Below are 18,789 nucleotides of genomic sequence, written 5' to 3'. Positions count from 1 at the left end.
ATGGTCCGGTGTCGCGATATCGCGGCGTCGTCAGATGTTCCGTGCCAGACGCTCCAGCAGCGGCGCGGCCGAGGCGAGCCGTTCCAGCTCCGTCGAGGTGAAGGCGCCGCCGGTCAGCGCCTGCGCGAGGAGTTCTGTCCGCGCGTTGCGCTTGTCCTTCAGCGCCTGCCGCCCGGCTTCGGTCACCGTCAGCACCACGCGTCTGCCGTCGTCGGGATCCGGGCTCCGTTCGACCAAGCCACGATCCCGCAGCGCGCCGAGCGTCGCCCCCATGGCCTGTGCGGTGATCTGCGCCTCTCGGGCGAGCGCCGAGGAGGTCGTGGGGCCGGAGCGCTCCAGGTGGGACAGGGCGCTCCGCTCGGGCATGGTGAGTCCGCCACCGACCGGCACTTGCCGTACCCGTCGCACGAGCAGGCTGAGGCTCGCCAGCAGGACTGCGGCGACCGCGTCGGGGCCGGGATCCAGGTCCTCGTTCATATACTAAGGCTACCTTATAAACTTGCCTTAGTGTATTCGCGCCGGATCACCGGCTCCGCCGCCCCGGCCGGCCCCTCGTCGGGGCGCCCGCGTGCCGGGTCGGAGCGGGCGCACTGCGATACTCCGGCCATGAATGCCGAGATACCGCGGAGCCGGACGCGATCGGACGTGGGAGTGCCTGCGCAGACCGCTTCGGCGCTCGGGGGGAGTTGGACGCTGCGTCCTGCCGTCGTCGCGGACATCGAGGTGATCGCGGAGCTACGGGCCACGGTGATGCGCGCGGATCTGGAACGCCTCGGACGCTACGACGAACATCGCGTACGACAGCGTCTGCGGGACTCCTTCTCCACGGACCACACGTCGATCATCACGAACGACGGCGAAGTCATGGGTTGCGTCACGGTCCGGCCCGCCGAGGGCGCTCAGTGGCTGGAGCACTTCTACCTGGCACCGCGGCATCAAGGCCGAGGGCTCGGATCCGCCGTCCTGCGCACGGTGTTGCGGCGGGCCGAGGCACACGGCACGACCGTGCGCCTGAACGTGCTGCAGGGCAGTGCGGCCCGTCGACTCTACGAGCGGCACGGATTCGTCGTCGACACCGAGGATCCGGTCGACGTCTTCATGGTGCGCCCGCCGGGCGCGCGGACCGCCAGGAGAGTCTGACGCCGCGAGCGCCTTCGTCCCGGCCCGGTCCGCGAGTCGTCGGGGTCAACAGTTCGCGCTGTAGCGGACGCACGTGGCCGTCGGGAGGTCATGGTCGCTGTCCCACTCGTTCTGCGCGGCCGTCAGCGCTCCTCCTGCCAGGAGGGCGATCAGCAGGTGCGCGATCACCGTCCAGCGGGCACGGAAGATTCCCGCAAGAACCGCCGGTACGAGCAGGGCGATCAGGAGCGTTCGCAGGCGCTCCATGTGCGCGAGGCTTGCGGCGTCGATCCGTGCTTCGTCTCCTTGCGCTGCCCACACCTCCAGCCCGAAGGCGTATATCCAGTCGAACGCGAGCCACGCGATCCCCGACAAGAACAACGGGACCGCGAAGGCGAGGTCCACGCCCAGGCGGGTCCGGCGCGACCAGGGGCGCCGGCTGTCCGGGGCGGAAAGGGTGTCGGTCATGGGTGCGGGATGCCGCGGTCGGGAGCGGTGGACATGAGCACGCGTACTCAACTCCGGTCCGCCCGCCATCGGTTGATCGCGGGCGGACCGATGTCACGCTGCCGTTCAGCTCGCCACGGTGTCGAAGGTTCCGGCCCGGTAGGAACCGCCCTTCGTCTTGGTGATCAGCAGGAGCCGGTTCGCGGCATTGATCATGGCGACCAGGTAGACCAGCGCGGCGATCTGGTCGTCGTCGTAGTGCTTACGGATTAGGGCCCAGGTGTCGTCGGAGACGCCGTGCCGGGCGTCGGCCAGGCGGGTGCCCTCCTCGGCCAGCGCCAGCGCGGCCTGCTCGGCCTCGGTGAACACCGTGGACTCGCGCCAGGCGGCGACCAGATTGATCCGGACCGCGGGTTCGCCGGCCGCCGCGAGCTCCTTGGTGTGGGCGTCGACGCAGTAGCCGCAGCCGTTGATCTGACTGGCGCGCAACTCCACCAGCTCGATCAGCGACTTCGGCAGGCTCGACTGCACGATCGCCACGCTGGTGTTCGCGAACCGCTTGCCGATCTTCGCGCCGAGGGCGTTCGCGTTCAGGTCGAAACGGGGTTCCATCATGTGCTCCTCGCTTGCCATGGTGAGTGGACGAGCACAGGACGACGGCACCCGCGTCGGCGTAACACCGGTGCGATGTGAGGCGGACCACGCCCGTCCGGTGTTACGGAACAGGGGGCTCCGGCGTCGGGTGGGTGACGGAGAAGGAAGAAGACAGGAGCACCCATGTCCGCACCGGCGCAGCCCGCACCTGACGATCGCGGCATCGGCGGGAACGGCCGAAGTCCATCGGACCCCGCCACCGATGCGTATGTCGCCCACCGGAATCTGCTGTTCACGGTCGCCTACGAGATGCTCGGCTCGGCGGCCGACGCGGAGGACGTCCTGCAGGAGACCTGGCTGCGCTGGAACACCGTCGATCTCGACATCGTGCAGGATCACCGCGCCTATCTGGTCCGGATCACCACCCGCCAGGCGCTCGACCGCCTGCGCACGCTCCGTCGCCGCAGGGAGTCCTACGTCGGCCCCTGGCTGCCCGAACCACTGCTCACGTCCCCCGACGTGGCCACCGAGGTCGAACTGGCCGAGCACGTCTCGATGGCCATGCTGCTGGTCCTCGAAGCGCTCACGCCGATCGAACGCGCGGTGTTCGTCCTGCGCGAGGTCTTCGAGCTGGACTACGAGGAGATCTCCGACGCGGTCGGCAGGACCCCGGCAGCGGTCCGCCAGCTCGCCTACCGCTCTCGGGCCCATGTCGCGGCACGCCGGCCGCGCGGAGTCGTGTCAGCGGCGGACACCCGCAACGCCCTCGCGGCGTTCCAACGAGCGGTCGCCACCGGGGATCTGCAGCACCTGCTCGACGTCCTGTCCCCGGATGTCGTGTTCCTCGGCGACGGCGGAGGCATCGCGCGAGCCGCGCTCGCGCCCGTCGTCGGCGCGGAGGCGGTCGCGGCGGTCCTCTCCGCGGGACTCGGAAATCTGGCAGCGAGGTCGATGGAGTCGGCTCAGGTCAACGGCTGCCCCGCCCTGATCCTTCGGCTCGACGGACAGATCGAAACGGTGTTGGCGCTGCGGATGGACGACGGCTTCATCACCGGGCTCTACTCCGTGCGCAACCCCGAGAAACTGTCGCGTCTGTGGCGCAAGACCACGTTGCGCCGCTGAAGCGGGGGTCCTCGCATGGGTGCCGCAGCCATCGGAGGGAGGTCGGGCCATCAGACGGATGCCGCGGTCGGAACGGCGGGCCCCTCGACGCGGGGAAGTCGCACGGCGAAGGCCGATCCGGTGCCGGCCGTGCTGGCGACGGTGACGGTTCCGCCGTGGGCGGTGACGAGCTGCCGGACGATGGCCAGGCCCAAGCCGCTGCCACCGGTACGCCGACTGCGGGATTTCTCCGCCCGCCAGAAGCGGTCGAAGACATGGGGCAGGTCTTCGGGTTCGAGGCCGGCCCCGGTGTCCGTCACTTCGAGGATGATCCGATCGTCCTCGCGGCGGGCGCGCAGGGTGATCGTGCCGCCTGCCGGTGTGTGCCGGATCGCGTTGGACATCAGGTTGCCGAGGGTCTGCCGCATCCGGACGGGGTCCGCGTTCAGCCACAGGGTGCCTGCCACGTCGACGACAAGGCGGATCTCCGCGTCCTCCGCGCGCACGCGGTGGGCCGCGGCGACCTGTTCGAGGAGTTCGTCGGCGCGTATCTCCTCGCGGTGCAGGCGCAGGGTGCCGGCGTCCGCGGCCGCGAGCTCCTGGAGGTCGTCGATGACGCGTTGGAGGATCACCGCCTCGTCGTGCAGGGAGGACAGCAGTTCCGGGTCGGGGTCGACGAGACCGTCCCGGGCCACCTCCAGCCAGCCTCGAATGTTGGTGAGCGGGGTACGCAGTTCGTGGGCGATGTCGCTGACCATCGCCTTGCGCTGTGCCTCCATGCGTTCGCGGCGCTCGGTGAGTTCATTGAACGCGAGGGCCAGCACGCCTGTCTCGTCGTGGGTGGTGACCGGGACACGGACGTGCTGCTCCGGTGGCTGCTGTGCGGCCGCGGTCAGGGCGCGGAGCGGACGTACGAGGCGAAGGGCGATCAGCGCGGTGGCGGCCACCGTGAGAGCGAGGACGAGTCCGGCGACCCCGGCCACCTTCACCTTGTTCGCGGTGGACATGTTGAAGCGCGGGGTGGCGCTGTCACCGGTGCCGAGGAAGAGCTCCGCGGCCGGTGCGACGTAGGGGGTGAGCTGTTGGCGGCGCGCGGTGTCGACGCAGGCCTTCGCCGTACGGGCTTGGACGCCCTGCTCTTCGACCGGCCTCTTCCCCATGAAGTAGGGCTCCGCGGCTGATCCGGTCGTGGTGTCCACGGTCAGGGCCACGGGAGCGTCGAGGTGCACGTCGTGCCGGTCCAGGCAGGACTGGGCGAGTCCGGAGAGGGTGTCCAGGGCCTTTTGCTCGGTCCCGGTTGGGGTGTTGAGCTTCCCGTCGGCGCACTCCGTGGGCACGTAGCCGGGTTCTGCCCGCGGGTCGAGGTTCGTGAGGTACGACCGGCCGCTCGGCAGTCGTTCCATCCGGGTGCGAACACCGTTGCGGGCGAAGCACTGTTGGCGAACGGTGGCCAGTTTCGCGACCTTCAGGCGTTCGGCCGTCGGCAGCCGGTACGGTCCCACGGCGCGCGGATCGACGCCGGAGAGCTGCGCCCCGGGCTCGGTGTCGGTGTCGGTGCGCAGGGGATCGACGGTGGCCGCGGCCTTGAGGGGAAGGGAGGACTTGTGGTCTGCGGAGTCGGCGATGGGGATGCGGCCCGTCGTGGTCAGGGCGATGCGGCGGCCGGTCCGGTGGGAGATCGCTCGCAGGGTCCCGGCGACGTGCGTCCAGTCCGGATGGGTGGCCGCGTATCCGCTGAGCTGTCGGAGGATGTCCATGTCGTCGGCGAGTACCTGTCCCTGTTCCTCCTGGATGGCCCGGGTCGTGGTCTGCACGGCGAGCCAGGCTGTCGCCGCCACGGAGCATCCCGCGATGAGCACGGAGGTGACCAACAGCCGTACGAGAAGGCTTCTGCGCAGCGGCAGCGCACGGCTCACCCGCGGCCTCCGCTGAGTTTGTAGCCGACGCCGAACACGGTCAGCAGGCGTACGGGGCTGCGCGGGTCCGCCTCGATCTTCTTGCGCAGGTTCATGATGTGGACGTCGATGGCGCGTTCGGTCGAGGCCCGGTCGATGCCGCGGGTGTGGTGCAGCAACTGTCGTCGCGAGAAGACCCTCTCGGGTTCGCTCACCATCGCGAGGAGGATCTCGTACTCGCCCGGAGTGCAGTCCACCGGCGTGCCGTCGCACCGGACGGTGTGCCGCACCGGGTCCATCGTGATCCCTGCGGCGCGCAGGGTCGGATCACTGTGCTGCTCGGCCGCGAGCGGTCCGCCGCGGCGCAGGACCGCACGGATCCGGGCCATCAGCTCGCGCGGGCTGTACGGCTTGGTCATGTAGTCGTCGGCGCCGAGTTCGAGGCCGAGCAGTACATCGTCCTCGGTGGAGCGGGCGGTCAACATCAGGACGGGGATGTCGTCGTCTCTCCGCAGCTCCCTGCACACCTCGAAGCCGTCGACCACCGGGAGCATCAGGTCGAGGACGACGAGGTCGGGGCGGTGCCGCCGGGCTTCCTGGAGGGCGGCTCCGCCGTCGTGGACGACGGTGGCCGTGTGCCCCTCCCCCAGCAGCGACCGGCGTATCAGTTCGGCCTGCTTCTCGTCGTCCTCCGCGACCAGCACATGTGCGCACACGGCGCCGATGCTATGCGCATCCGGCCGCGCACCGGCCGGTGAGAGGGGCTTCCCACACCCTGACACGTTCCTCACAGCCCTCTGCGTGGCTACGACGGGAGCCCCTCCTCCTGGTTCTCGCCCGGTTGCTGTCAGCGTGCGAGCGCGGCCGCGTCCCCCATGACGACGACGGGGTGCCGGTCGGGATCCAGTGCGCGCATCAGGTGCCTCAGGTCGTCCTCGCGAAGGCTGACACATCCGTGGGTGGGGCCGCCGTGGTCGACGTGCAGCCATATGCCGCCGCCCCGGTCCGCCCCCATCGGCCGGGTCCAGTCCAGGGGTGAAGTGCCGGGCTTGCGGTTGTAGTTGATGGCGATCACATAGTCGAAGGAACCGGACAGCGACTCGCCCTCGAACCCGGTGCCGGGCGAGACGAAGCCACTTGAGCGGTCGTACGGGAGCCGGGTTCCCGGGTCCGGCCTCAGGCCCCCCGCATCCGTCAGGGTGAAGACGCCGATGGGGGACCGGAGATCACCGCCATGGTGGTGCTCGCTCCAGCCCTTGAGGGCGTTGTGACCGGGCATACTCGGGCCCGCCCGCCAGCCCTCCTTCGTGCGCTCGTACAGCACCACGGTGGACTGCGGGGAGTCCTGGCCCCTGCCGGTCACCACGACGGCCTGTCGACTCCGGGCCGGAACCGCGGACCGGGTCTTGGGCCCCAGTCCCGGCAGGTCCTGCGGTGTCGCATCCGGCGAGGCGGCGGACGCCGGATCCAGCGTCACGACGTCAGGGCGCGCCGAAGGGCCGCCGACTCCGGTGCCCAGGCGGTCGGTCTCGGCGCCGGCGCCACACCCGGCAAGCAGAAACGAAGCGGCGGCGATCGCGATCGGAACGCGGTGTACGGGGTTGATCATGCTCCGACCATGGCCCAGGCATATGAGGAACTCGTCAGGTCATCCACAATGCGGTGGAGTACCTCGGCGGGGGCGTTTCATCCATGATCCGGGGACTTGATCATCGGACGCTTGTGGTCGGCCCCCCGCGGGCGGTGCTCGGAGCCGGCAGGCAGTCTGCCGGGCCCGACTCGATCGGCACGAGCTCGGTCGAGGATGTCCTCATAGGATCAGCGACCATGGCGGACACCGGTGGGGAACTCGACTGGCTGCAGCGATGGTACGCAGCTCAGTGTGACGGCGACTGGGAACACGAGTGGGGCGTGCGGATCGCGACTCTCGACAACCCGGGCTGGACAGTGGACATCGATCTCGAAGACACGTCTCTGGCCGGCCGGCCCTACGCGGGGATCCACCTCCGGCGCAGTGAATCCGACTGGGTGATCACGAAGGTGTCGGACAAGGTCTTTGAAGCTGCCTGCGGACCGCTCAACCTCTCCGAGCTGCTGGGCCTGTTCCGAGAGTGGGCCACCTCAGTGGAGACGAACCGGCACTCTCCCATCGCTCCTGAGGTGGGCCAGTCCTGATCAACTCGTGGTCTACGACGTTGCCGAAGCGCCCTCCACGCGTGCTCTCGCCTAATGCGCCGACCGCACCTCGCATCCGGCACGTGAAGGTCCCCGCCACCAGAAACTCCGTGCCGTACCGGGCCGGTTCGGCAGCGGGAGAAGGGCACCGGGCCGGGAAAATATGTGCGCCGTACACTTTGTCACCTCGGTGGGACGATCGGCCGGCGCCGACGTGCCGGCCGGCTGACGTCACGCCGGCTCTTCCCTCGGGAAGGCCATGACGCGTAGGGAGAGACAGCCGTTGTCCGTGTCCACGGGTCCGCGAGGCAGCTACTTCGAAGCCATCGATGACCACCGATACAAACCGACCACGCACGCGGGCGGTGCCTGGGACCCGGAGGAGCAGCATTTCAGTCCGCTGGGCGGGCTGATCGTGCACGCCCTCGACCGCCACCAGGCGGCAGGCCCGGGCCGTGAACTGGCGCTCGCCCGGGTCAGTTACGACATCCTCGGCAGCCTCGCTCTCGATGAGTGCACGATCGAGGTGGAGACCGTCCGTCCCGGTCGGACCATCGAACTCCTGGAGGCGGTCGTGCGGATCGCTGATCGGCCGGTCGTCCGTGCACGCGCCTGGTTTCTGGCCACCGCAGACACCTCAGCCGTCGCCGACGGCGGCGGAGATCCTCTCCCCCACCCCGATTCGCTCGCCGCGTGGCCGATGTCCGAGGTCTGGCCCGGCGGCTACATCGCCTCCTTGGACGTCCGCCCGCTCGCACCGCCCCGGGCGGGCCGCACAACTGCCTGGGTGTCGACGCCACTTGATCTGGTCGCCGGTGTCGCCGTCAGTCCCCTCGCGTCATATCTCGCCCTCGTCGACACGGCGAACGGCATCGCCGTCCGGCAGTCGCCCACTGAGTGGATGTTCCCCAACGTCGACCTGACCGTCCACCTGCACCGCCAACCGCACGGTGCGTGGACAGGTCTCGACACCACGGTCGCCTTCGGCCCGACGGGGCAGGGCCTCACCAGCACGGTCCTTCACGACGTCGATGGCCCGGTCGGTCGCGCCGAACAGATCCTCACGGTTCGCCCCGCGCCGCTGGCGTAGGGCCGGAGGGAGAATCCGCCGGCACGGCGCTCCGGCGGGAACAGGACGGGCCGGCGCCACGCCGTGGACCCGGATGCGGTCACGCCGTCGGGAACGGGATCCCCGGGGCTCCTCTTCACGGAGAAGCCCGTTGGCGAGACAGCTCGTGCCGTACTGGCTCACGGGACTGACGCTGCGCCAGGCCGCCCCATGACCTCGCCCCGGCTCTCATGAGCACGGCCCGACGGCACCGGCAATCGAACGGGATGTACCGGTGCCCACGCAGGGTACGGCGTCTGCGAGGCCCGGCGAACAGCTCGCCGCCCACAAGATCACAAGATGGACACACCCGCCCCACTCGGGCTTTGCGCACCGCATGATTCCCTTTCAGCACCAGTACTTCCCAGGGGGACCATGCTCGTCCGCAGAGCCGCCGCAGCCCTGCTCATCGCTTGCACGGCCACCGCCTGCAGCGTCACGGCCGGCAGTGGACCGAATGCCGACGCACCGGCCGCAGCAGCAAAGTCCAGCGGCAAGCCGACCTCGTCTCCCGCTGCCGATGCGCTCGCCTTCGGCGCGGGATCCCACTGGAGCGACACGGACACCGACGGCAGTCACATCAGCGGCACGACCACCGTCATCGGCTACCGCCAGCCCGCCCAAGGCGTCTCCCTGCCCGACGAGGCTTCCGGCCTCCCCCACCCGGACTGGGCGGTCCTCGACGTCAAGGTCTGCGCCGCCACGGACAGCACCAACGTCATCGTCGCTCAGGGGCCTTGGAGCCTCCGCTACGCCGACGGCACCCGCCTCGCCGCCCCCAGGATCAGCGCCGAAGGAGTCGCCGAACCTGTCTACTCGGTCGGCGGTGCAGTGGTGAGACCCGGCACCTGTTACCGAGGAAAGATCACCTTCTCGGTGAAACACGGGAGCACACCGACAGGCGTCGTCTACGACGTCGACTCGCGCGACCCCGTCGAATGGACCGTCCCCAAGGCGTGAGCCGGCAGTTGGCACCCGTGGCCCTCCCCCACCGGCACCTCGCCCGCCTCGCCACCTGGCCCAAGGCCACCAGCCCGTGCTGATGCCCCGGCCCGGTTTCGAGGCGGAACTCGGCGGACTTGGCCGGATGGTCACGCTCCAGGGGCGACCAGCGCGATCAGGCGAGGATCTGCCAGCAGCACCACGCGGTCGGCCACGGGGTCGAACCCCAGGACCGGATTGTCGTAGTCGCCCTCGCCTGTCATGAGCACCGGCTTCCCGAGTCGACGGCCGATCGCCCCCAGGAAGCCGCAAAAGATGTCCACCCCTGTCTGGCCCTGCAGCTCGCGCAGGTCGACGTCGAAGTAGATCCCTTCGGCAGACGTCGGACAGAAGATCGCCAGTACGTCCGGCGCCGGCCAGACCCGCAGGTCGACCGCGTCCGCATCAGGTGGACGTGACAGCACCTCGACGGCTGAAGGCAGTGGCCCGGGCACACCTCCGTCGGAATAGCGCCAGGTCCATCGGCTCGACCGGACCAGGTCGAACAGCGCCTGCCACTCCTCGACCGAGGTGCCCGGCACCGAGACATCCGGCAGAGCACCCATCAGATCAGGATCGAAGAAGTTCCTGACGTCGTCCCAGAGCAGATCCGGCATCCGCCCATGCTGCCCGGCAGCCCGCTCCAACGCACCGCGATTTCTCTCTCCCCCCCCCGGTGAAAGGCTGACGCGGCGCCGCTGAGCTGGCGGAGCGCGCCCGGGTCACCAGCCGCGCGTCACCTCGGTCCCGGCGGTCACGCCGTGGCTTCCTTCGGGTAGTGGCGGCGCAGGTTGGCGGCGAGGATGCGGTCGAGTGTGCGGTCGGAGAGGAACCGGCCGAGACGCATGATCAGGGCGGCATCCCGGCCTGCGGTGTAGCGGGTGCGCGGTCTGCGGGTCGTCACGGCTCTGGCGATGACTTGGGCTGCGGCATCGGCGGTCAGGCCCGACTCCGTGCCCGAGGCCATCAACCTGTTGTTCGCCTGGACCAGGCCGCCGTAGCGCTCGTCCTGCTCCGGTGTCATCTGCGCGGCCAGGTCGTTCGCTGTCGCGATCCCGCGGGCCGCGATCTCCGTGCGGACGCCGCCGGGCTCGACCACGACGACCTGGACGCCCAGCGGCGCGACCTCCCGGCGGAGTGAGTCACTGACTGCCTCCAGGGCGAACTTCGCCCCCGCGTACGCGCCGTACGTGGCCATGGCGTACTTGCCGCCGATCGAGCTGATGTTGATCACTCGGCCCTTGCTGCGCAGCAGTGCGGGCAGGAGCGCCTGGGTGACGGCGATGTGGCCGAACAGGTTGATCTCGAACACCCGCCGCCACTGGGCCATGGGCAGGGCTTCGACCGGGGCGTTCACCTGGACACCGGCGTTGTTGACCAGTGCGTGCAGGGCGCGGGAGTCGGCGGCGACCCGCGCGGCCACGGCCTTCACCTGCTCGGGCTCGGTGATGTCGAGGATGACAGGTTCGATGCCGGCCGATCGGATGGCGTCGGCGTCGCGGTCGCGTCGTACGCCGGCCAGGACGTGAAAGCCCCTGCGGGCGAGTTCGCGGGCGGTCGACGCACCCAGGCCGGTGGAGGCTCCGGTTACGACGACCAGCTTCTGCATTTCAGATGACGTTGTCACCTTAACCACGTTACCGGTTCGGATGACACTGTCAACTGTATGATGGACGCCATGGTCACCCGCGCGGAATCCGCCGCCGCCACCCGTCGCGCGCTGCTCGACGCGGCCTCCGAGCTCCTCGATCTCGGCGGCCCCGAAGCGGTCACCCTGCGCGAGGTGGGCGCGCGAGCGGGCGTGTCACGGGGAGCGCCGTACCGGCACTTCACGGGCAAGGACAGCTTGCTGACCGCTGTCGCCACCGAGAGCTGGGAACGTATCGCCGACGAGGTCCACGCCCTGCGGACCGATGCGGACCTGTCGGCTTCCGACAGGCTGCGGGGCACGCTCCGCGGCCTCCTCACCGTCGGCCGGGACCGGCCACACCTGTACCAGATGCTGTTCAGACGGCCCGGACACCGCCCCGAGGAACTCGGGGAGGGACTCGATCACGTCCGGCGTCAGCTGTGCGATCCGTCGGGCGACCCGGTCGCGGACCGGATGCGGGCGGCCGGACGTTTCCAGGGCGAATTCATGACCATCGTCGCCGACCTCGTCGGGAAGCAGGACGCACGCCGGTACGGCGCCCTTCTGCTGGCCGGCGCGCACGGCATCGCGGACATGGAACTCAGCGGCCACCTCGACACAGACAGTCTGGGCACCTCTGCGGACGAACTCGTCGACACCCTCGTACGCATGGTCGCGAACGCCCGCGAAACGACATGGCAGCCCCGGAACGCTACCGACGAGGGGTGATCGTCGGCCCCTCAGCGATGAGGTCGTCCCTGCTCGGGGTCGTCGTCGGGAGTGCTCCAGTCGGCCCCGCTGCGTGGCGGGTCCTCCATCTGGCGGCGCACCTCTGCCGCCTGAGGCGCGGGCGGCGCGGGGGCGGACACCCGGCGCTCGGCGGTGCGCCGACTACCGAGAACGAATGCCGCGAGCAGGATCGCGACTACGAAAACGCCCGCCACCGTGACCCACAAGACCCCGGCGGACGAGAAGGCCAATACCGTGTGCGTTTCGGCAATCATGAATGCCGCGTACCCCAAATCAGGGCAAACTACCCTGCCGGCTGATTTCCGGACAGCGGTCTTGGTCGGCGCCTGGACGAATCCCCGACGAGACGCGGTCGCACCACGAACCGGTCCGTGGTGGCCGCACGCGCTGCGACAGGGACGCCCGGGCGATGGCCCCCGACCGGAACCCCGAGGCCGGAGCGCGCAGGTGGATCAGTACATCCGCCATCACAGCCCATCATTCAGCAGCGCGTACATGAACATGTCCCTGCGTTCGTCTCCCACTTGCTGCCATTTCCGCAGCAGTCCCTCACGTTGGAACCCCGCGCGCTCCGCAGTGCGTAGGGATGCCGAGTTCTCGGGCTCCATCCACAGTTCGAGGCGGGGAATTCGCAGGGTGCGCAGGGCCCAGTGGGCCACCGCGTCCACGGCAGCCACCGCCGCGCCCTGACCACGCGCCGATCCGGCGACCCAGTAACCCATCGACGCACGCCCCTGTGACAGATCCTTCAGCCACAGCCCCACCTGACCGACCGGCCGATCGTCGGAGGTCACGATGACGAACGGGTAGCCGGCTCTCGTGGTCGCCCGGCTCCACTGCCGTTCGATGAACGCGACACCGGCGGCGTCGGAGTAGGGCGACGGCACCGTCGTGATCAACGGGATGTAGTCGTCCTCGGATGCTTCATGGACGAGCGGAAGATCCGAAAGACGCCACGGCCGGAGTGTGAATCCGCCACGGGCATCGAGTTCGGGCACGTCAAGGGGTTGTTCCATCCGCCCATCCTGCCCCGGTGCCAGGTCGGCCCGCACCGTGGCTCCCGCTCCGCCACGCCAGTAGGGCCGTACGGAGGGTGACGTCGGGTATACAAGATCGGCAATAGCAACTCAAAGTCGAACGAACAGGATGAACTGATGGCACTTACTCGTCGTGGTTCGCTCGCCGCGCTGACCGGGCTTGCGACCGTCCCCCTGTTCGGCGCCGCGCAACGCGCCATGGCTGCGCCTGCGAACTCGGCGCCCGCCTTCGCCGAGTTGGAGCGGGAATTCGATGCCCGGCTGGGCGTCTACGCCGTGGACACCGGCAATGGAAAGAGTGTCGCGTACCGGGCGGACGAGCGGTTCGCCTTCGCTTCCACCTACAAGGCGCTGGCCGCTGGAGCGGTACTGAGGAAGAACACGCCGGCAGGGTTGGAGAGAGTCGTCCGCTACACGCATGCCGATCTGGTCGCCCACTCCCCCGTCACCGAAAGGCATATGGAGTCCGGCATGTCGTTGCGCGCGTTGTGCGATGCCGCCATCCGCTACAGCGACAACACCGCCGGGAACCTGCTCTTCGACGAACTCGGCGGCCCCAAGGGTTTCCAGACCGAACTCGCCGGCCGGGGCGACACCACCACCCAGGCCGACCGGTACGAACCCGCTCTGAACGAAGCCACCCCGGGCGACCCGCGCGACACCAGCACTCCCCGCGCCCTGGCCTCAACCCTGCGCGCCTACACCCTCGGAGGCGTCCTGGACGCCGGGAGGCGCGCGCTGCTGATCGACTGGCTCGGGCGCAACACCACCGGCGACGCGCTGATCCGCGGCGGAGTCCCCGCTCATTGGAAGGTCGGCGACAAGACGGGCAACGCGAGCTATGGCACACGCAACGACATCGGCATCGTCCGTCCCCCCGACGCCGCCCCGATCGTCCTCGCGGTGCTCTCCAGCCGCACCACCCAGGACGCGCCCTACGACGACCAGCTCATCGCCCGTGCCACCGAGATCGTCGTCGCCACCTCGCGCGGGTGAGCGGTGCCGCCCGTCCGTCAGACGAGGGCGGGCGTACGGAGGTAGGCGTACTGCCGTGAACCGAGGCATCCACGTGAGGTCTTGGCGGCGCCGCTGCCCGTGCCGTAGTGGATGACGGTGGCACCGGCTCGGGCCGCGGCCTCGACCAGGTGGTAGTAGAGGAGCTCGAAATAGAGCGGCAGCCCGCGTTGGGCGGCGTAGTCGAAACCAGCACGGTGTGCGAACCAGCGGTCGCGGTGGACCACGATCAGCGCGAAGCCGATGATCTCGCCGTCGAGACGAGCGGTGGCCGCCAGCGCGTCAGGACCGCAGGCGCCGAGCGCGCGCTCCAGGATGGCCGCCGACCGCGAGGGGGTCCAGGCGTTCATCCCGTACTTGCCGAGAAGCGTGGTCTCCAATTCCGCGAAGCGGGGGATGTCGGCGGGATCGAGTGGCGCAGAGGCGATCTGGACACCGGCGTCGCGCACTGCCCGGCGTTCGGCGCCGATCCGGCGACGGCGGTGAGCGGAGAAACCGGCGGCGTACTCCGCGAAGCCGCCCTGCGGCACCGGCAGCCAGTGATAGTCCTCGGAGTGGAAGGAGCGGTAGCCGCGGCCGGCCAGCAGGGTCCGCAGCGCGGTGTCGTGCTCGTCGACATGGAGGAAGGCCACGCTGCGCAGCCCCTCCTCGTCCGCGAGACGCTCGGCGGCACCCAACAGCCTCTCGCCGACGCCTTCGTGACCGTCGCGGCTCAGCAGAGTGGTGCGGCCGAGGTGCCGGCCCCCACAGACGAGACCCGGCAGCAGAGCGTCGGCGAGGTCGTCGGGCAGGTCGCCCGCCAGCTCCCCCGCGCCTTGCCGTCCCTCCGCCGCGCAGAACCGCACCACGGTGTCGGGGCGGCCCGCGAGCCATGGGGCGTTCGTGTCGGCGACCGCGGTGGCGAGCGCACCGGCCAGGCCCTGGCCGTCGGTGAGGGTGATGTAGCGCATGGCCGCGCCGGAGGTGTCCTCCGCCACGTCGAGCCAACGGGTCGCCAGGTAGGCGGCGTCGGGGCCGGCGAGACGGTCCCAGGACGCCCGGGGAAGATGCGCGGCGTGCCGGACGACCCCGAGAGCGGGAGGAAGGCCGGACGTGCCGACGGTCAGGGGCTGTTCGTCCATCGGGCGCGGTAACGGCGGTCTGAGTCGGGCGCGTTCGGTGGCCCTGATGTCCACGTCCGGAATCTGCACGGTGCTCTCCTGATCGGCGTCACGGCGGCCGGTGATGGTGCCGTCGTGTGCGGGTCCGGCGGCCGGCCGGGCTTCCGGAGCCGTCGGAGGCTCCCGTCGGCCAGTGCTTCTGACGGAGTCTTCTGTGCTGGTCGATGGTGCCGTTTCGTCAGACCCCTCCCACAGCGGCATGCCGCAAACCCGTGCCTGCGCAGCGCCCTGACGGGCCGAGCCGCCGCACGAGGTGTGCGGGAGCGGGCGGAACCGTCGCGGGCAGGGCACAGCACAGGAGTGGAGGGGGTGTCACGTCCGGCGGGCGGGGAGGAGCATCGCACCGGCACACGGCGGGAGGGCCGGGATCAGGGGTGCGGAGCGGTACGAACCGCGGCGGGGGTGGTCGTGCCGTCACCCGCGGCGCGGCGGCGAGGACAACGTAGGTCAACGCCCCCTGCGACGCAAGCACTCGTATGCCACTGAAGGGACGTCTCCGCCATTGTCGCGGCTCGTCGGCGAAAATCGGCGGAAAACCGATGGGGGATGATGACCTGCAGTGATGCGGGGAGGTTCGCGAGGTATCCCCAACTCCCTTATGCCTCGGGCCGTTTCACGTCTCTCCGCCCGCTCTCCTTCGCCTCTCCGCCGCTTGCGGCACCCCCGTGCCGCCTCTAGCGTCGTCGCGCTCCCCGGCGGGACCCGGGCGGCTGCGATCCGTCCTCCGGAGACCGTCGTCCACGGGCCCCGCCTTCGGTGTGCGCAGCGCCGCGGTTCCGTGATGGCACGGGACCACGCCCTCTGGAAAGGCCTGGTGATGGTCGGACCACCCCGTTCCACCGCCGGCGCGGGCGAGGTGGGCGCCCTGCGCCTGCTGCTGACCGCGCAGGCGCTGAGCCAACTCGGTTTCCGACTCCTCGGATTGGCGATGCCGATCCTCGCCACCACGACGCTGCACGCCTCCGCGTTCGAGGTCAGTGCCGTCGCGGCCTGCCAGACGGTGGCGTTCCTCGTCGTCGGACTGCCCGCGGGCGTATGGGTCGACCGGATGCGCAAGCGACCGGTGATGGTCGCCTGCGATCTCGGCCGCGCCGCCGCACTGGGCAGCATTCCGGTGGCGTGGACCCTGGGCACCCTCGACGTGGTCCACCTGTGCGCGGTCTCGCTCGTCACCGGCGTCCTCACCGTCTTCTTCGACGTCGCCGAGCAGAGCTATCTCCCGCACGTGGTCAGTGGCGACCGCCTCGTGACCGCCAACGCCCGGCTCACCGGCGTGGAGGAGGTGGCCGGCGTGGTCGGCCCGAGCGCCGGCGGTCTGCTCATCCAACTGGCGAGCGCACCGCTCGCCATCGTCGCGACGGCGTTCGGGTACGTGTGGTCCGCCTTGTGCGTCGCCCTGATCCGGCGGCCGGAGCCGCTCCCGTCCCGCAAGGACCGTCCCCAACTCGTCAGGGGGATCGCCGAGGGCGTGCGGCTGGTGACACGGGACGCGCTGCTCCGGCCCATCGTCCTGTGCTCCACGACGCTGACCCTGTTCTGGAGCATGTCCTACGCGATGCTCCTGGTCCTGCTCGCCCGCGATCTCGCCGTACCCGCCACCACCGTGGGTCTGCTCCTCACGGCGGGAAGCCTCGGAGGCGTCCTCGCCACACTCGTGGTGCGCCGGCTCATCGAGACGCTGGGGGACGCGACGGCGGTGAAGTACAGCGTGGCGTGCGGCGCCCCGCTCACCCTGCTCGCGGCCCTCGTCCAGCCCGGGTGGCGACTCGCGCTGGTCAGCGTCTCGCTGTTCGGGCTGGGGGCCGCGCTCGTGGTCTACAACGTGGCCCAGGTCAGCTTCCGCCAGCGTGCCGTGCCGCCCGACCGGCTGGGCCGGGTCAACGCCACCGTGCGGTTCTTCGCCTGGGGGGCACGCCCCGTCGGCAGCCTCTGCGGCGGTGTGCTGGCCGAGGTGTTCGGTGCGCGCGGTGCCGTGCTCACCGGGGCGGTCGGCACCTCGCTCGCCTTCCTCTGGCTCTTCCTCTCCCCGCTGCGCCGGATGCGGACCCTGCCGACCGGCGCCCCCGCCGGCGAACCCCTGGCGGCCACCTGATCAGCGCCGCCCCTGCCCGCCCCACCATGGCCGATCACCGCTGCTCTTGCCCTCCCACCCGTCCGCCCGACGAACGGAACCCCTGCCGTGACCGACGCACTCTCCCGGACCGACGAGCCCCGCGCCCCCGCGATCGTGTGGATCACCAATCCGGACAACTACGACCCGCGACGCCACCTCCTGCTGCAGAAGGAGGGCTCCGACCGCGTGAACCTCTTCGAGCGCAACGGTCTGCCGGTGCGCGTGGTGCACTCCGGGGACCTCGTACCGGCCTGGTCCGGCGGAGCTCCGCGCCTGTACCTGGACGAGGAGGACCTGCTCGACGGCGGTCACGCCTTCCTGCTGTCGGACTGGACGTGGGACGCGGGTATCGGGCGCCACGTCCAGGCCATCACGCGGACCATCAGGGCGGCCGGTCGCGTGCTCCTCAACGACGGCATCCGGGACGCCGAGTCCCTGGGATCGGACAAGCTCGCCATGTGCCACACGGCGGCAGCACTCGGCATCCCGGTCCCGCCCACGGTCGCGGTGCCCTTCGGACGGTACGCCCGCCGGGTACTGACCGTGGTCGACCGGGAGTTGGGCCCCGGCCCCTACGTGGTCAAGCCCCGCGCCATGGCCATGGGCTTCGGGGTGCTCAAGACCGAGGGCCCCGAGCAACTGACCGCCGCGGTCGACCTCCTCGCCCCGGCGGCGCTGGGCGCGGTGGTGCAGCCGTTCCAGGAGAACGACGGCGACGTACGGGTGTACGTGCACCGAGGGAAAGCGGTCGCCGTGATGCTGCGCCGCCCGAAGGCGGGCTCGTACCTCGCCAACGTGAGTGAGGGTGGGTCCGGCGCCTCCTTCGAGGGGGACGACCGCGTGCGCACGCTCAGCGAACGGCTGGCCGCGGGAGTCGACGCGGACTACCTGTGCGTGGACTGGCTCCTCACCCGCGGGGGACCTGTCTTCAACGAGTGGATGACCGTCTCGGCCGCCTACGAGGACCTGCCGGAGCCGCACCGCTCCCGAGTGGCGGCGGCACTCGTCACCTATGTGCGGGACCGGATCGCGGCGGGCTCCTGACGACTGCCGTCCGGGGCGTCGCCCCGACGGGGCCGCCCCGGACGGCCCCGTACGACCTGCCCGTGGCCGTACGCGCGACGCCGTGTCGGCGTCCAGGGCACCTCACCGGCGCGGCTTGCGCCCCTGCTCAACCAGGTGAGCGATGAGAACCCCTACGTGGCTGTTCTCCGGCTCCTTCACAGCGGTGACGAGGGTGACGGTCTCCTCGCCGTCCAGGTCGAGGAGGTGCTCGACCGCGGCGGCGTGCTCAGGGTCGTCGAGCTCCGCCTGGTAGTGGCCTCGGAAGGCGGCGAAGTCCAACTCACCGGCGTGGTAGGCCACGCGCAGGCCGTTCGAGGGCGCGACGTCCTTGAGCCACTCGTCGAGACTCGCCCTCTCCTTCGACAGCCCGCGTGGCCACAGGCGGTCCACCAGGATCCGTCGACCGTCCGCCGTCTCCGGCGGGTCGTAGACCCGGCGCACTCGGAACCCCGAATCCGACTCCATCTCGTCTCCTCTCGGACGGTGTGTCAGGGCAACGGACCCATCCCGACCCGTGGGCCGCCGCTCCGCAGCCTGACCGCCCGACTGGTAGGTGGCTGCGGCTGCGTGCCGACGCCCGGTGGGCGGACTCCACCCGGT

21 protein-coding genes are annotated in these 18,789 nt (G+C 70.2%); 9 read left to right on the top strand and 12 right to left on the bottom strand.

Annotation, left to right across the window (positions count from 1 at the left end; translation table 11 throughout):
* Positions 1-30 precede the first annotated feature (30 nt).
* Entirely contained in the window at positions 31-477 is a 447-nt protein-coding gene (locus ACIRQH_RS12455) for a MarR family winged helix-turn-helix transcriptional regulator (protein WP_404225586.1), read from the bottom strand.
* A gap of 174 nt (positions 478-651) precedes the next feature.
* On the opposite strand from ACIRQH_RS12455, the gene ACIRQH_RS12450 reads away from it, so the two are divergent.
* Positions 652-1,140 carry a GNAT family N-acetyltransferase gene (locus tag ACIRQH_RS12450; protein ID WP_404225584.1) on the top strand — a complete coding sequence of 163 codons (489 nt, stop codon included), beginning with the start codon at positions 652-654 and terminating at the stop codon, positions 1,138-1,140.
* Positions 1,141-1,185: 45 nt separating this feature from the next.
* Here the strand turns inward: ACIRQH_RS12450 and ACIRQH_RS12445 are convergent, their stop codons facing one another.
* The gene (locus ACIRQH_RS12445) at positions 1,186-1,587 is read right to left on the bottom strand and encodes a DUF6234 family protein (protein WP_404225582.1); all 402 of its coding nucleotides are present in this window, start codon (positions 1,585-1,587) and stop codon (positions 1,186-1,188) included.
* Between the two features lie 105 nt (positions 1,588-1,692).
* Positions 1,693-2,178, bottom strand: a complete 486-nt coding sequence (locus tag ACIRQH_RS12440) for a carboxymuconolactone decarboxylase family protein (protein WP_358818598.1) — start codon at positions 2,176-2,178, stop codon at positions 1,693-1,695.
* A 165-nt stretch (positions 2,179-2,343) separates the two neighbouring features.
* Here ACIRQH_RS12440 and ACIRQH_RS12435 point away from each other — a divergent pair, with 165 nt between their 5' ends.
* Positions 2,344-3,282 carry an RNA polymerase sigma-70 factor gene (locus tag ACIRQH_RS12435; protein ID WP_404225580.1) on the top strand — a complete coding sequence of 313 codons (939 nt, stop codon included), beginning with the start codon at positions 2,344-2,346 and terminating at the stop codon, positions 3,280-3,282.
* A 50-nt stretch (positions 3,283-3,332) separates the two neighbouring features.
* Here the strand turns inward: ACIRQH_RS12435 and ACIRQH_RS12430 are convergent, their stop codons facing one another.
* From ACIRQH_RS12430 to ACIRQH_RS12420, 3 genes are all read right to left on the bottom strand, one after another.
* Positions 3,333-5,177 (bottom strand): sensor histidine kinase, encoded by a 1,845-nt coding sequence (locus tag ACIRQH_RS12430; protein ID WP_404225578.1) that lies wholly within the window; start codon positions 5,175-5,177, stop codon positions 3,333-3,335.
* Positions 5,174-5,872 carry a response regulator transcription factor gene (locus tag ACIRQH_RS12425; protein WP_358818502.1) on the bottom strand — a complete coding sequence of 233 codons (699 nt, stop codon included), beginning with the start codon at positions 5,870-5,872 and terminating at the stop codon, positions 5,174-5,176. Before ACIRQH_RS12425 ends, ACIRQH_RS12430 begins: the two co-directional genes overlap by 4 nt.
* Positions 5,873-6,003: 131 nt before the next feature.
* Positions 6,004-6,765 (bottom strand): L,D-transpeptidase family protein, encoded by a 762-nt coding sequence (locus ACIRQH_RS12420; protein ID WP_404225576.1) that lies wholly within the window; start codon positions 6,763-6,765, stop codon positions 6,004-6,006.
* A gap of 218 nt (positions 6,766-6,983) precedes the next feature.
* On the opposite strand from ACIRQH_RS12420, the gene ACIRQH_RS12415 reads away from it, so the two are divergent.
* The 3 genes from ACIRQH_RS12415 to ACIRQH_RS12405 all read left to right on the top strand — a co-directional run bounded on the left by ACIRQH_RS12415 (position 6,984) and on the right by ACIRQH_RS12405 (position 9,399).
* Positions 6,984-7,331 carry an immunity 53 family protein gene (locus tag ACIRQH_RS12415; RefSeq protein WP_404225574.1) on the top strand — a complete coding sequence of 116 codons (348 nt, stop codon included), beginning with the start codon at positions 6,984-6,986 and terminating at the stop codon, positions 7,329-7,331.
* Between the two features lie 283 nt (positions 7,332-7,614).
* Positions 7,615-8,421, top strand: coding sequence for a thioesterase family protein (locus ACIRQH_RS12410; protein WP_404225572.1), 807 nt, complete (start codon positions 7,615-7,617; stop codon positions 8,419-8,421).
* 393 nt (positions 8,422-8,814) lie between these two features.
* Complete coding sequence (locus tag ACIRQH_RS12405; protein ID WP_404225570.1) at positions 8,815-9,399, top strand: hypothetical protein; 585 nt, start codon at positions 8,815-8,817, stop codon at positions 9,397-9,399.
* A gap of 131 nt (positions 9,400-9,530) precedes the next feature.
* On the opposite strand, the gene ACIRQH_RS12400 is transcribed toward ACIRQH_RS12405, so the two are convergent.
* Positions 9,531-10,037, bottom strand: a complete 507-nt coding sequence (locus ACIRQH_RS12400) for a hypothetical protein (protein ID WP_358818507.1) — start codon at positions 10,035-10,037, stop codon at positions 9,531-9,533.
* A 137-nt stretch (positions 10,038-10,174) separates the two neighbouring features.
* Positions 10,175-11,047: an SDR family NAD(P)-dependent oxidoreductase gene (locus ACIRQH_RS12395; RefSeq protein WP_388882715.1), complete on the bottom strand. Its 873-nt coding sequence runs from the start codon at positions 11,045-11,047 to the stop codon at positions 10,175-10,177.
* Between the two features lie 51 nt (positions 11,048-11,098).
* On the opposite strand from ACIRQH_RS12395, the gene ACIRQH_RS12390 reads away from it, so the two are divergent.
* A complete protein-coding gene (locus ACIRQH_RS12390) occupies positions 11,099-11,779 on the top strand; it encodes a TetR/AcrR family transcriptional regulator (RefSeq protein ID WP_404225568.1) in 681 nt (226 codons plus the stop codon).
* 11 nt (positions 11,780-11,790) lie between these two features.
* Here the strand turns inward: ACIRQH_RS12390 and ACIRQH_RS12385 are convergent, their stop codons facing one another.
* Both ACIRQH_RS12385 and ACIRQH_RS12380 read right to left on the bottom strand, forming a co-directional pair.
* Positions 11,791-12,054 (bottom strand): hypothetical protein, encoded by a 264-nt coding sequence (locus ACIRQH_RS12385; protein ID WP_388932746.1) that lies wholly within the window; start codon positions 12,052-12,054, stop codon positions 11,791-11,793.
* A gap of 213 nt (positions 12,055-12,267) precedes the next feature.
* Complete coding sequence (locus ACIRQH_RS12380) at positions 12,268-12,816, bottom strand: GNAT family N-acetyltransferase (protein WP_404225566.1); 549 nt, start codon at positions 12,814-12,816, stop codon at positions 12,268-12,270.
* Positions 12,817-12,954: 138 nt separating this feature from the next.
* Here ACIRQH_RS12380 and bla point away from each other — a divergent pair, with 138 nt between their 5' ends.
* A complete protein-coding gene (gene bla, locus ACIRQH_RS12375; RefSeq protein WP_404225564.1) occupies positions 12,955-13,833 on the top strand; it encodes a class A beta-lactamase in 879 nt (292 codons plus the stop codon).
* 17 nt (positions 13,834-13,850) lie between these two features.
* On the opposite strand, the gene ACIRQH_RS12370 is transcribed toward bla, so the two are convergent.
* Complete coding sequence (locus ACIRQH_RS12370) at positions 13,851-15,041, bottom strand: GNAT family N-acetyltransferase (RefSeq protein WP_404225562.1); 1,191 nt, start codon at positions 15,039-15,041, stop codon at positions 13,851-13,853.
* 751 nt (positions 15,042-15,792) lie between these two features.
* Here ACIRQH_RS12370 and ACIRQH_RS12365 point away from each other — a divergent pair.
* Positions 15,793-17,103: an MFS transporter gene (locus ACIRQH_RS12365; RefSeq protein WP_388932742.1), complete on the top strand. Its 1,311-nt coding sequence runs from the start codon at positions 15,793-15,795 to the stop codon at positions 17,101-17,103.
* An 87-nt stretch (positions 17,104-17,190) separates the two neighbouring features.
* A complete protein-coding gene (locus ACIRQH_RS12360) occupies positions 17,191-18,168 on the top strand; it encodes a RimK family alpha-L-glutamate ligase (RefSeq protein WP_404225560.1) in 978 nt (325 codons plus the stop codon).
* A 102-nt stretch (positions 18,169-18,270) separates the two neighbouring features.
* On the opposite strand, the gene ACIRQH_RS12355 is transcribed toward ACIRQH_RS12360, so the two are convergent.
* Positions 18,271-18,654 carry a DUF488 domain-containing protein gene (locus ACIRQH_RS12355; protein WP_388878372.1) on the bottom strand — a complete coding sequence of 128 codons (384 nt, stop codon included), beginning with the start codon at positions 18,652-18,654 and terminating at the stop codon, positions 18,271-18,273.
* Between the last annotated feature and the right edge of the window lie 135 nt (positions 18,655-18,789).

This window comes from Streptomyces sp. NPDC102279 (assembly GCF_044766365.1).
GTDB lineage: Bacteria > Actinomycetota > Actinomycetes > Streptomycetales > Streptomycetaceae > Streptomyces.
This window is presented reverse-complemented; position numbering and strand designations above follow the sequence as displayed.

Bases quoted from the DNA above. Each gene is read 5' to 3' on its own strand.
- ACIRQH_RS12455 (WP_404225586.1), bottom strand. From the start codon at position 477: ATGAACGAGGACCTGGATCCCGGCCCCGACGCGGTCGCCGCAGTCCTG.
- ACIRQH_RS12445 (WP_404225582.1), bottom strand. From the start codon at position 1,587: ATGACCGACACCCTTTCCGCCCCGGACAGCCGGCGCCCCTGGTCGCGC.
- ACIRQH_RS12440 (WP_358818598.1), bottom strand. From the start codon at position 2,178: ATGGAACCCCGTTTCGACCTGAACGCGAACGCCCTCGGCGCGAAGATC.
- ACIRQH_RS12435 (WP_404225580.1), top strand. From the start codon at position 2,344: ATGTCCGCACCGGCGCAGCCCGCACCTGACGATCGCGGCATCGGCGGG.
- ACIRQH_RS12420 (WP_404225576.1), bottom strand. From the start codon at position 6,765: ATGATCAACCCCGTACACCGCGTTCCGATCGCGATCGCCGCCGCTTCG.
- ACIRQH_RS12415 (WP_404225574.1), top strand. From the start codon at position 6,984: ATGGCGGACACCGGTGGGGAACTCGACTGGCTGCAGCGATGGTACGCA.
- ACIRQH_RS12405 (WP_404225570.1), top strand. From the start codon at position 8,815: ATGCTCGTCCGCAGAGCCGCCGCAGCCCTGCTCATCGCTTGCACGGCC.
- ACIRQH_RS12400 (WP_358818507.1), bottom strand. From the start codon at position 10,037: ATGCCGGATCTGCTCTGGGACGACGTCAGGAACTTCTTCGATCCTGAT.
- ACIRQH_RS12390 (WP_404225568.1), top strand. From the start codon at position 11,099: ATGGTCACCCGCGCGGAATCCGCCGCCGCCACCCGTCGCGCGCTGCTC.
- ACIRQH_RS12385 (WP_388932746.1), bottom strand. From the start codon at position 12,054: ATGATTGCCGAAACGCACACGGTATTGGCCTTCTCGTCCGCCGGGGTC.
- ACIRQH_RS12380 (WP_404225566.1), bottom strand. From the start codon at position 12,816: ATGGAACAACCCCTTGACGTGCCCGAACTCGATGCCCGTGGCGGATTC.
- bla (WP_404225564.1), top strand. From the start codon at position 12,955: ATGGCACTTACTCGTCGTGGTTCGCTCGCCGCGCTGACCGGGCTTGCG.
- ACIRQH_RS12365 (WP_388932742.1), top strand. From the start codon at position 15,793: ATGGCACGGGACCACGCCCTCTGGAAAGGCCTGGTGATGGTCGGACCA.
- ACIRQH_RS12355 (WP_388878372.1), bottom strand. From the start codon at position 18,654: ATGGAGTCGGATTCGGGGTTCCGAGTGCGCCGGGTCTACGACCCGCCG.